At 54.5% G+C, this 10950-nt stretch carries 12 protein-coding genes; 8 read left to right on the top strand and 4 right to left on the bottom strand.

What is annotated here, in order from left to right; translation table 11 throughout:
• Window positions 1-24 precede the first annotated feature (24 nt).
• The 8 genes from NYE33_RS25290 (at window position 25) to NYE33_RS25325 (ending at window position 7557) form a co-directional block, all read left to right on the top strand.
• Entirely contained in the window at window positions 25-792 is a 768-nt protein-coding gene (locus NYE33_RS25290; protein ID WP_341068112.1) for an ABC transporter ATP-binding protein, read from the top strand.
• Window positions 773-1549: an ABC transporter permease gene (locus tag NYE33_RS25295; protein ID WP_042136737.1), complete on the top strand. Its 777-nt coding sequence runs from the start codon at window positions 773-775 to the stop codon at window positions 1547-1549. Before NYE33_RS25290 ends, NYE33_RS25295 begins: the two co-directional genes overlap by 20 nt.
• A complete protein-coding gene (locus tag NYE33_RS25300) occupies window positions 1546-2643 on the top strand; it encodes an ABC transporter substrate-binding protein (RefSeq protein ID WP_341068116.1) in 1098 nt (365 codons plus the stop codon). Before NYE33_RS25295 ends, NYE33_RS25300 begins: the two co-directional genes overlap by 4 nt.
• Before the next feature lie 76 nt (window positions 2644-2719).
• The gene (gene thiM / locus NYE33_RS25305) at window positions 2720-3517 is read left to right on the top strand and encodes a hydroxyethylthiazole kinase (RefSeq protein ID WP_231575364.1); all 798 of its coding nucleotides are present in this window, start codon (window positions 2720-2722) and stop codon (window positions 3515-3517) included.
• Window positions 3518-3544: 27 nt separating this feature from the next.
• Complete coding sequence (gene thiD, locus NYE33_RS25310) at window positions 3545-4372, top strand: bifunctional hydroxymethylpyrimidine kinase/phosphomethylpyrimidine kinase (RefSeq protein WP_341068121.1); 828 nt, start codon at window positions 3545-3547, stop codon at window positions 4370-4372.
• Window positions 4369-5040, top strand: coding sequence for a thiamine phosphate synthase (thiE, locus tag NYE33_RS25315; RefSeq protein WP_341068124.1), 672 nt, complete (start codon window positions 4369-4371; stop codon window positions 5038-5040). The genes thiD and thiE overlap by 4 nt, the downstream gene beginning before the upstream one ends.
• Before the next feature lie 207 nt (window positions 5041-5247).
• Window positions 5248-5718, top strand: a complete 471-nt coding sequence (locus tag NYE33_RS25320; protein ID WP_076244724.1) for a MarR family winged helix-turn-helix transcriptional regulator — start codon at window positions 5248-5250, stop codon at window positions 5716-5718.
• A gap of 6 nt (window positions 5719-5724) precedes the next feature.
• Window positions 5725-7557, top strand: coding sequence for an ABC transporter ATP-binding protein (locus tag NYE33_RS25325; protein ID WP_341068128.1), 1833 nt, complete (start codon window positions 5725-5727; stop codon window positions 7555-7557).
• Window positions 7558-7646: 89 nt separating this feature from the next.
• On the opposite strand, the gene NYE33_RS25330 is transcribed toward NYE33_RS25325, so the two are convergent.
• From NYE33_RS25330 to asd, 4 genes are all read right to left on the bottom strand, one after another.
• Entirely contained in the window at window positions 7647-8591 is a 945-nt protein-coding gene (locus tag NYE33_RS25330; RefSeq protein ID WP_340987469.1) for a hypothetical protein, read from the bottom strand.
• Between the two features lie 56 nt (window positions 8592-8647).
• Complete coding sequence (locus NYE33_RS25335; RefSeq protein ID WP_341068131.1) at window positions 8648-9349, bottom strand: pseudouridine synthase; 702 nt, start codon at window positions 9347-9349, stop codon at window positions 8648-8650.
• An 85-nt stretch (window positions 9350-9434) separates the two neighbouring features.
• Window positions 9435-9632, bottom strand: a complete 198-nt coding sequence (locus tag NYE33_RS25340) for a DUF3934 family protein (protein WP_340948955.1) — start codon at window positions 9630-9632, stop codon at window positions 9435-9437.
• Between the two features lie 146 nt (window positions 9633-9778).
• Window positions 9779-10864: an aspartate-semialdehyde dehydrogenase gene (asd, locus tag NYE33_RS25345; protein ID WP_340946254.1), complete on the bottom strand. Its 1086-nt coding sequence runs from the start codon at window positions 10862-10864 to the stop codon at window positions 9779-9781.
• Window positions 10865-10950: the final 86 nt, after the last annotated feature.

The following is a 10950-nucleotide window of genomic DNA, read 5'->3' on the forward strand; positions in this document are numbered from 1 at the left end:
TAAGGAGGCTTGCTTCCCCATCCTATGATCAACATCGCTAACCTGTCCTATTCTTTCGGCGCAGCTTCAAGGGCTCCGGTCTTCTCCGGAATCTCCATGAAGGTCCGCCGCGGCGAGTTCATCTCCGTCGTGGGTGCCAGCGGCTGCGGCAAAAGTACGCTGTTCAAGATTATCGCCGGCCTGCTGGAACCCGGCAGCGGCGAGGTTGCCCTGCATGGGCAACCGCCTAATAACGCCTCGGAGCGGCTCGGCCAGGTCGGCTATATGCCGCAGCGGGATCTCCTGCTGCCCTGGAGAACCGTACTGGACAATTGCCTGCTGCCCTGGGAACTGAAGCGGAACGGCTCCAAAGAGGAAGCCGTTATTCAGATCCGCAGCATGCTGCAGCAGTTCGGTCTTGGTGATACGGGGGCTGCGTATCCGCATGAGCTGTCGGGCGGCATGCGCCAGCGGGTTGCGGTACTCCGCACCATTGCCGCCGGGAATGAGCTGCTCCTGCTGGACGAGCCGTTCGGGGCACTGGACGCCATAACCAAGCGGGAGCTTCACCGCTGGCTGCTGGAATTATGGTCAGGACTGGACAAGACTGTGCTGTTCATTACCCATGACCTTGAAGAAGCGCTTCTGCTTAGTGACCGCATCTATCTGATGACCGGCAGTGCCGGGGGCGGTATGCAGGAGTTCATCACCGGTCTTTCCCGCCCCAGACATCATAGTCAGAATTACGAACCGCAGTTTGTTGCCCTGCGGCAGGATTTGGAGCTGAAGCTGTATGACAACCGTCTTCTATAGAAGATTGCTGCGGGAGTACAGCCCGGCTATTCTGCTTGTGCTGCTGATTCTTGCGGTCTGGGAAACGGTGTCCCGGCTGGGGCTGATTCCTCCGTTCATCCTGCCGGCTCCCACTGCCATCTGGATTGCTCTGATGGAAGACAGGCATTTACTCTTCGGCGTTCACCTGCCTGCAACGCTGCTTGAGGTACTAACAGGCTTCGCTCTGTCCGTCTTCTGCGGCAGTCTGCTGGGAACGGGCATGCATCTGTTCAGGCCGCTGGCCAAAGCGCTGTATCCGCTGCTGATTATCAGCCAGACGATTCCGCTGGTTGCCCTCTCTCCCCTGTTTATCATGTGGTTCGGCTATACCTTGTGGAGCAAGGTTGCCGTAGTGTTCCTGACCGCCTTCTTCCCGGTGGTTGTCGGCATCTACGATGGGCTGGGCAAGAATACGGAGCAGTACCGCGAGCTGTTGTTGACGCTTGGCGCGAACCGCTGGCAGATTCTCCGCAAGGCTGCTGTTCCGCTGGCCCTGCCGTCCTTTTTCTCCGGACTGAAGCTGTCGGTGGTGTACTGCGTCATTGGCGCTACCATCGGCGAATGGCTTGGAGGCAGCCGGGGGCTTGGTTATTTCAGCCGGAGAATGGCCGGCAATCTGCAAAGTGCCGAGATGTTTGCCGCTGTTGTGCTGCTGTCCGCCCTTGGGATCACTTTGTTTCTGTGTATTGCTACGCTCGAGAAGTTATTTCTGAAGAAAAGAGGACGTTATTCATGACTCCAATCCGCTATAACCGTTATCTCTACACCCGTAGTGCTCAACCTTATAAGTTGCTGCCTTATGTTTTGCTCCTGTCTGTTCTCTTGGTTCTGCCAGGCTGCGCCGGCAATAACGGGTCGGCTGGCAATAACGGACCGGCTGGCTCCGGCTCATCATCGGCATCATCCGCTCCGGCGGCAGCCGCAGACGGTACAGCCCATAAGCTGACGATCATGCTCGACTGGTATCCGAACGCCGTTCATTCCTTTTTGTACGCGGCACAGAGTGAGGGGTATTTTGCCGAAGAGGGGCTTGATGTTGAGATACAGATGCCTGCCGACAGCAACGACGCGCTGAAACTGGTAGCTGCCGGACAAGTCGATCTGGCCCTCAGCTACCAGCCGCAGGTGCTGATGGCCCGGGGAGAGCAGATTCCGGTCAAATCCGTTGCCGCTCTGGTACGGCATCCCCTGAACCATCTCATGGTTTCCGCAGACAGCGGAATAACCCGCCCCGGGGAGCTCTCAGGCAAGCAAGCCGGTTACTCCTCCATTCCGCTGTATGAAGCCATGCTGCACACTATGATCCAATCCGATGGCGGCGATCCCGCCTCCCTGAAGCTGATTGACGTTGGCTTTGAGCTTATCCCTGCCCTATCCACCGGGCGTGTGGATGGAATTATGGGCGGCTTCATCAACCATGAGCAGCTGATATTAGAGCAGGAGGGCCATCCTGTGCGTTCGTTCAATCCGGTAGACTACGGGGTTCCTGATTATTATGAGCTGGTGCTGGTTGCAAGTGACCAGGGTCTGCAGAATTCCTCGGAATATTTCCAAAAGTTCATGAATGCTGCGCGCAAGGGTCAGCAATTCGTCACTAAGCAGCCGGAGCAGGCGCTGAAGCTTCTGCTGAAGCATCAGGATGCCACTGCACCGCTTGATGAAGCCATCGAGAAGCGCAGCCTGGAGATTCTGCTGCCGCTGATGGACGCCGGGTCACAGCCCTTCGGTTATCAGGATACCGCCTCCTGGGAGAATGTGCGCAAATGGCTGAGCGAGGGCGGTCTGCTGGCTGAGGAAGTTGACAGTGCGGATGCTTTTATTAATTTATAGAACATGCTTTCGAAGTTAGTTTTGCGAAATGATCTCAAGGATGCGTATGCTATCAAAACTTTCAGGAGGAATAATCATGTCTTTTCTATCCAAGGTACGGCAGGCAAATCCGCTCGTACATAACATTACCAATATTGTAGTGGCTAATTTCACCGCTAACGGACTGCTGGCGCTGGGGGCTTCCCCGTTCATGGCCGACGCACTGGAAGAGGTGGCGGATGTTGCCGCGATGTCCGGGGCGGTCGTGCTGAACATCGGTACACTGAATGAAGCTATCATCACTTCAATGGTGAAGGCCGGGCAAGCCGCGAACCGGCATGGTGTCCCGCTCGTGCTTGATCCCGTTGGAGCAGGTGCTACACCGTACCGCACTGACGTTACCGCGAAGCTGCTGGGTGAGCTGCAGCTGACCGCTCTGCGCGGCAATGTGGCCGAAGTAGCCAATGTCGCCGGAGAGCGCTGGGCGAGCAAAGGCGTCGATGCCGGAGCAGGTGAAGGCGATGTGATCGCCTTGGCGAACAAGGCTGCGCGGAAGCTGAACTGCGTGGTGATCATCACCGGCAAGGAGGATATCATTAGCGACGGCACGCGCACCTACATCGCCAGCAACGGCCATTCCATCCTGACCCAAGTGACGGGAACCGGCTGTCTGCTCAGTGCCGTAGTAGGCGCATTTCTTGCAGTAAGCGGCGGGAATGCGCTTGAGGCAGCTGCCGAAGCACTCTCATTCTACGGCGTGGCAGCCGAGATTGCCGCAGAAGCCGCGGAAGGACAAGGACCCGGCAGCTTCCAGATGGAGTTCCTGAATCAATTGTCCCTGGTGACACCAGATATCTACAGCAGCCGGTCACGCCTGCAGCTGCTTGAACAATAAAACGCACCTCTTAAAGGAGAATACCCGATGACCCGTATACGTAAAGCGTTAACGATTGCCGGCTCTGACAGCGGCGGCGGTGCCGGTATCCAGGCTGATCTGAAGACCTTCCAGGAGCTTGGAGTCTACGGAATGTCCGCGCTCACAGCGGTCACGGCACAGAATACCTTAGGTGTTCAAGGTGTATATCCGCTGGAGCCGGAAGCCGTTGCTGCGCAGCTGGATTCTATTGGCAGCGACTTGGCGCCAGATGCCATTAAGACCGGTATGCTGTTCAGCAGTGAGATTATCGGTGTTGTAGCGGATAAGGTGACAGCGTACGGCTGGCAGCAGCGGCTTGTGATCGACCCGGTAATGATTGCCAAGGGCGGGTCCGCTCTGCTGCTGCAGGAAGCCGTGCAGGCACTGATTACCGGACTGCTGCCGTTGGCTCTTGTGGTTATCCCCAATCTTCCCGAGGCAGAGATTCTCACGGGGATGAAGATCAATGGAATGTCAGACAGAGAACAGGCTGCACGACTCCTTCATCAGATGGGTCCGCAGTACATTGTTCTTAAGGGCGGACATGATCCGGCAGGCGATCAGCTGGTGGACCTGCTCTATGACGGCCGGGAATTCCAATATCTGACCAGTCCGCGGATTGAGACCAGGCATACGCATGGGACCGGCTGTACTTTCTCGGCGGCGGTGGCGGCAGGACTTGCGCTCGGCCACTCTATAAATGAAGCGGTGCATACAGCCAAAGCCTTCATTCAGGCAGCCATTGAGGACAGTCTGAACATCGGGGCAGGACAAGGGCCGACCAATCATTTTGCTTACGGGAACCGTATCAGATCAGGGGGGCAGCAGCTATGAAACGGATTGACAGTGAGGATATGCGCAAGCTCCTTAAGGTATATTTCATTATGGGCAGCGTGAACTGCCGCCTCTCTCCAGCCGAGATTTTATCTGCCGCAGCAGACGGGGGAATCACCTTATTCCAGTTCCGTGAAAAGGGTCCCGGTGCTCTGACCGGCGCCGCTCTGCTTGAGCTTGGACAGCAGCTCCGGGCAATCTGCCGGGACCGGCGGATTCCGTTCATCGTCAATGACGACCTGGAGCTGGCGGTCGCACTTGATGCAGACGGGGTCCATGCCGGCCAGGATGATCTGCCGGCCCGGACGATCCGCCAGCGGCTCGGTGAGCACAAGATCATCGGCGTTTCCGCCCATAATCTCGCGGAAGCGCAGCAGGCGATTGCGGACGGAGCCGATTATCTCGGGGTCGGTCCGGTCTACCCCACCTCCTCCAAAGACGATGCCGAAGCCGTTCAAGGGACGGCTGTCATTGATACGCTCCGCCGCAGCGGGCTTAATATCCCCCTGGTAGGGATAGGCGGTATAACCCTGGATAACGCCCTGCCGGTGATCCGGGCCGGTGCAGACGGAATCTCCGTAATCTCGGCCATTGCCGGAGCGGAGGATATCCGTGAGACCGCGAGGGCGTTCGGGCGGATTATACAAAGCGGAATGCTTCCGGAATGAGCTTAAATAAATGAGTGTATTTCAATTCCAAAAACACCCGCAGCTGCCTTCACACAGGCGCTGCGGGTGTTTATTGTGCATTCCGGCATAACCTGTTTACCGCTATTTCAGCGTAACATTTACTTTTGGAATATTCAGGCGTATAATCAGTTTACATTGTTAACTGTTAACAAAAGAAACTATTATCAGGTCAGAGGAGGTTGCCCCATGACAGATCCGGCGCAAACGATAGAGGTGTATCATTCCTTGCTCGCCGTTGCCCGCCAGCTCCGTAAGCTGGCCCATCAGAGCGCTGCGGATCTCGGATTAACCGTGCATCAGATCGGTATACTGAATTCTCTCCTCAAGCATCCCGGTCAATCGCAGAAGGAAATAACGGAGCGTCTGGTATTTGCCAAGAGCCGCGTAAGCCTGCATATTGATGCATTGGCCGAGAAGGAACTGGTGACCCGGACCACCTCCGAGGCAGACCGCAGGGAAACGAGGCTGAATCTCACACCGGCAGGTGAAGCGCTGTGCAGGCAATATAACGAAGACGCCTACTCATACCAAATGCTGGGAGCGGCACTGGATCATTTCTCCGGAGAAGAAGTCCAGTCGCTCATTCAAATGCACTCACAGCTGCTTGAACAGCTGACCCGGAATCAGGATAACTTAAATAACACACAAAGCTGGTGATGAATAATGGGCAGAGGTTTCGGTCCAATGGGATTCGGCGGACCCGGGCATGGCAAATTAAAGTTCGATGATGATGAGGCGAAGCCGGATATATCCAAGACGCTGCTGCTCCGCATCGTGAAATATTTCCTTCCTTACTGGAAGCAGACCCTTCTGGTGATGATTGTGCTGTGCATTACTGCAGTGCTAGGGCTGCTTCCTCCGATCCTGATTCAGCATATTATTGACCGCGCGCTCCCTGATAAAAACCTGAGGCTGCTGGTTCTGCTCGTCCTCGCCTCGCTCGGTACAACTGTAGTGTCCGGTCTGCTGGGCGTGCTGCAGAATTACCTGAATTCCTTTATCTCACAAAATATTGTCCACGATATGAAAAATCAGATGTACCGCCATCTGCAGGGCATGCCGCTGCAGTTCTTCTCAGGGGTCAAGCAAGGGGAAGTCATCACCCGGATGACCAGTGATATTGCCGGGATACAGGGCGTGTTCAACAGCACCATCGTCAATTTTGCCAGCAATCTGTTCATTCTGACTACGACAGCGGCAACTCTGTTTATCATGAACTGGAAGCTGGCGCTACTGGGCATACTGGTTGTCCCCCTGTTCATTATGCCAACCCGCAAAATGGGCAATGTGCGCTGGAAGCTGGCCAAGGAAACCCAGGAGAAGATCTCCGAGCAAAACCAGATCATCCAGGAAACGCTCAGTCTCAGCGGATATATGCTCATGAAGCTGTTCACCAAGGAAGACAACGAGCTGGCGAGCTTCAGAACCGTTAATGCCCAGGCGACACGCCTGCAGATCCGGGAATCGATGGCCGGACGCTGGTTTATGCTGGTCCTCACCACCTTCACCAGTATCGGGCCCATGCTGATTTATCTGTACGGGGGTTATTTATTTATCCAGGGAGAGCTGACGGTTGGTGCGATTATCACCTTTGTGGCGCTGCTGGGCAGATTATACGGGCCGGTCATGCAAATGACCAATCTGTATGTGGATGTGAACCGGTCGGTGGCGCTGTTTGAACGGATTTTTGACTATTTCGATATGGACCCGCTGATTGTGGATTCGCCGCTGGCCCTGCCAAGCAGTGCTGACGGCCAGGATATCGTCTTCGACAAGGTGAATTTCGCCTATCAGCCGGGCAAACCGGCCCTGCGGGAAATTTCCTTCACGGCTGCCGCCGGATCACTGACTGCGCTGGTCGGCCCCAGCGGAGCGGGTAAAACAACCATTACCAACCTCATCCCCAGACTCTATGAACTGGATTCGGGTGTGATCCGCATCGGCGGCAAGGATATCCGTGAGTTCACACTGCACTCCCTACGCTCTCAGATCGGGCTGGTTACCCAGGACACATATCTGTTCAACGGGACCATCCAAGAGAATCTGTTCTATGCAAGCGCCGGTGCCACGGAGTCCGAGATGATTGCCGCCTGTGAAGCCGCTTATATTCATGATTTCATTATGAAGCTGCCTGAAGGCTACAATACGGTAGTCGGTAACCGGGGAATCAAGCTGTCCGGCGGAGAGAAGCAGCGGATCTCGATCGCCCGCGTGCTGCTCAAGAATCCGCCTATTATCATCATGGATGAAGCCACCTCGTCACTGGATACAGTGTCGGAGTTCTATATCCAACAGGCGATGCATCAGCTGCTGCTGGGCAAGACCAGCATCGTTATCGCCCACAGGCTTTCCACCATTATGGCTGCCGATACCATTCTTGTCGTTCAGGACGGCGCTATTGTGGAGTCTGGACAACATGCTTCTCTGCTGGCGGACAACGGGGTCTACAGGGATTTGTATAACAAGCAGTTTCAGGCGTCAGAGTCCGCCACTTGATATTGTACGGAATTGAAAAAGGGATTCACGGAGGCCATTAACCGCTGCCTCCGGAATCCCTTTTTATAATTGAACAGACAAGTCCAGGTTTATCTCTCTGTACGCAATGGCTCCAGCTTGTCCATCCATCCGCTGAAGTATTCCGGCGTCTCGTTCTTCTTCAAGCGGTCATAATATTCGTCCACAAAACCGCCGTCTCCGGCACGCTGTCCTGCCCACTCATAGAATTCTTCAAACCGCGTCAACGCAAAACTACGCTTCTCCAGAATCAGATAAGCACTGAGCAGGCTGTCCAATGTCAGGTCTGTGGGGTTATTTTTGTACTCCTGCTCACTTAGCCGCAGCTGGTCTTCCGCATATTGCTTGGTGAGGGTCTTATCCGGTACATACCGTGTTCCCTGAAGCTCATACACGCCTACCAGCGCTGGACCAAGCGGCAATTGCCCGGAAAAGGGACTTGCCAGCAAATCCTCATCTCCGTCCTGATCCGTATCCTCATAGTTCACTGATACATTATCGTTAACAGTTACCTGCATGACTCCGTCGATTTCCTCAACGACAATATAGGATGATTCAGGACGGTTATCCATCAGACTGAACAAAAAGGTGGCATGGTTATTCTGCACAAGCGCTTCCGCCCAGAGATCATCTTCCTCACTCCAGATATTGCCGCCTTCAATCTTAATTCCGGCTTGCTTGCTGTCAAAGACAATCTTCCCGTCCTTCACAACCGCAAACTGCGTATACGTAAACTCCCCTTTGTTCCAGTAATACACCTCGTAGATCTGCCCGTTCAGCTGAACGGCATCCATATGTAAGAAGCCTGAATATTTATCCGAAATCTCCGGGGAGACTTCCGGTACTTCCCCCGTAAAATCAGCGGTTGCATCCGCCGGAGAGGCTTGTGGTGCAGTTGACTGTGCTGCTGCTTCTGAAGTCACAGATGCTTCCGGCGGCTCCGCAGATTCATTACTGCCGGTTCCCGAGCAACCGGCTATAACCATTAGCGCTAATAGCAAACTTATTATTCTCATTTGATCCTCCTGATGGTTTGTCAGTATGTCAGCAAACGCTTAAATGCTGTGAATCCCTATTTCTCTGCGTCCAGTCTGGAGTGGAGTTCAGCCAGCTCTTCTGCGGTCAGATGCCTCCACTGCCCCCGCTCAAGGCCGCTGAGCGTAATGTGCATGATCCGGATGCGCTCCAGGCGGAGCACCCGGTAACCCAGTTCTTTGCACATCCGGCGGATCTGCAGATTCAGTCCCTGGGTTAAAACAATCGCGAACTCGTTGTCCGTGATCCTGCGGGTGAGGCAAGGCTTGGTCCGGGTCCCGAGAATATCCACACCGGCTGACATCTCCTGAAGGAATGCTTCAGTCACCGGCTTGTCCACCGTAACGTTATATTCCTTCTCATGCCCATGCTCGGAGCGCATCATCCGGTTAACCACGGCTCCGTCATTGGTCATGAGTATCAGCCCTTCGGACTGTTTGTCCAGCCTGCCGACGGCAAAGATCCGGGAAGGATAACCGACATAATCAATGATATTCCCTTCCACCTGCCGGGCAGCTGTACAGGTAATCCCAACTGGCTTGTTAAGAGCCAGATAGACCCGTTCTTCCCGGTCCGGGCTCAGCGTAACGCCGTCAACGGCCACCGTATCTCCAGGCTCAACACTGGCCCCCGCTGCACAGGCTATACCCTTAATGGTTATCCGTCCCGCCGCAATCAGCCGGTCCGTCTCTCTGCGCGGATATACGCCTGTCTCACTTATATATTTATTAATTCTCACTCCAGTACCCGCTTTCCTGCCCTACATATTAAAGAACACCTGATTCACTTACAAATCAGATGTTGCATATGGGCACATGGCCGCCTTATTTACTGCCTCCGGTTTTGTTGCCTCCGCCGCCGCCCTTGGCTGCGCCTGCTCCCTTAGTTCCCGGTTTGGTACCCGGGCTTCCGGGAGGTCCGCTTTTTGCCGGCTTCACGGGTTTCGCCGTCTTATTCCAGCGGGTCCAGCCCTTGCTCCCTGTCCCTCTGCCTGTGCCGCCGCCTTTACTTTTTGCCACAATATCACTCCGTCGGTATTCAGTTTTCGTCATGCATTCCTCTATCTTACCATTATTCCGGGGGTAATGTCAGGTAAAACCGCAAACAACCTGCGCGGAGAGGCTCCGGCAGGCTGCATTACGAACTGAAATGAAGCTGTTGCTGCTGCTTATTTCGGCTGAATATAACCTTCAGCCTTCAGAAGCTCAGCGATCAGGACAGCACCGCCGGCAGCACCTCTTACAGTGTTGTGGGACAGGCTGACAAATTTGTAGTCATAGAGTGAATCCTCACGGAGTCTGCCGGCCGAAATTCCCATTCCGTTCTCAATATCACGGTCCAGACGGGTCTGCGGACGGTTCTCTTCTTCGAAATAGGTAATGAACTGTTTAGGTGCGCTTGGCAGTCCCAGCTGCTGCGGACGTCCCTGGAAGCTGTTCCAGCGTTCCAGAATCTCTTCCCTGCTAGGCTTCTGCTCAAAGGAGGCGAATACCGCAGCCATATGGCCATCAGCAACCGGTACACGAATACACTGTGTGGTGATTACTGGCTGTTCGCTTTTGACAATCCCCTCTTCGGTTACCTTCCCCCAGATCCGCAAAGGCTCCTGCTCACTCTTCTCTTCTTCACCGCCGATGAATGGAATCACGTTGTCCACCATGTCCGGCCAGTCGGCAAAGGTTTTACCGGCTCCGGAAATTGCCTGATACGTTGTCACAACAACCTTCGAAGGCTTGAAATCATGAAGCGCATGCAGTGTAGGCATGTAGCTCTGAATGGAACAGTTAGGCTTGACAGCGATAAATCCGGTTTCGGTACCCAGACGTTTGCGCTGCTGGGCAATCACCTCAAGATGCTCAGGGTTGATCTCAGGAATCACCATCGGAACATCCGGCGTCCAGCGGTGCGCGGAATTGTTGGAAATAACCGGAGTACCGGTGCGTGCGTAGGCTTCTTCCAGTGCCTTGATTTCTTCTTTCTTCATATCTACAGCGCAGAAGATCAGATCCACATCCGCAGACACTTCCTCCACCTTGGAGGCGTCCTGAACCATAATGCTCTTAACGGCCTCCGGCATGGGTGTGGACAGCTTCCATCTGCCTTTGACGGACTCTTCGTACGTCTTGCCGGCCGAATTCGCGCTCGCGGCAATAGCCGTTACCTGAAACCAGGGATGATTCTCAAGAAGTGCAATGAAACGCTGGCCGACCATTCCGGTACCGCCAACAATACCCGCTCTCAACTTACTTGACATAAGAAATTCATTTCCTTTCAAGCAGCGCCTAGCGATAGGTGCTTTTTAATAACCGATTATAAATCATATATGCATGTTACACAATA

The organism is Paenibacillus sp. FSL R10-2199 (assembly GCF_038000235.1).
Classification (GTDB): domain Bacteria; phylum Bacillota; class Bacilli; order Paenibacillales; family Paenibacillaceae; genus Paenibacillus_AQ; species Paenibacillus_AQ phytohabitans.

Excerpts from the sequence above, each read along its gene's own strand:
- thiD (WP_341068121.1), top strand. The coding sequence starts at position 3,545 with ATGACCCGTATACGTAAAGCGTTAACGATTGCCGGCTCTGACAGCGGC.
- NYE33_RS25320 (WP_076244724.1), top strand. The coding sequence starts at position 5,248 with ATGACAGATCCGGCGCAAACGATAGAGGTGTATCATTCCTTGCTCGCC.
- NYE33_RS25325 (WP_341068128.1), top strand. The coding sequence starts at position 5,725 with ATGGGCAGAGGTTTCGGTCCAATGGGATTCGGCGGACCCGGGCATGGC.
- NYE33_RS25290 (WP_341068112.1), top strand. The coding sequence starts at position 25 with ATGATCAACATCGCTAACCTGTCCTATTCTTTCGGCGCAGCTTCAAGG.
- thiE (WP_341068124.1), top strand. The coding sequence starts at position 4,369 with ATGAAACGGATTGACAGTGAGGATATGCGCAAGCTCCTTAAGGTATAT.
- NYE33_RS25330 (WP_340987469.1), bottom strand. The coding sequence starts at position 8,591 with ATGAGAATAATAAGTTTGCTATTAGCGCTAATGGTTATAGCCGGTTGC.
- NYE33_RS25295 (WP_042136737.1), top strand. The coding sequence starts at position 773 with ATGACAACCGTCTTCTATAGAAGATTGCTGCGGGAGTACAGCCCGGCT.
- NYE33_RS25300 (WP_341068116.1), top strand. The coding sequence starts at position 1,546 with ATGACTCCAATCCGCTATAACCGTTATCTCTACACCCGTAGTGCTCAA.
- thiM (WP_231575364.1), top strand. The coding sequence starts at position 2,720 with ATGTCTTTTCTATCCAAGGTACGGCAGGCAAATCCGCTCGTACATAAC.
- asd (WP_340946254.1), bottom strand. The coding sequence starts at position 10,864 with ATGTCAAGTAAGTTGAGAGCGGGTATTGTTGGCGGTACCGGAATGGTC.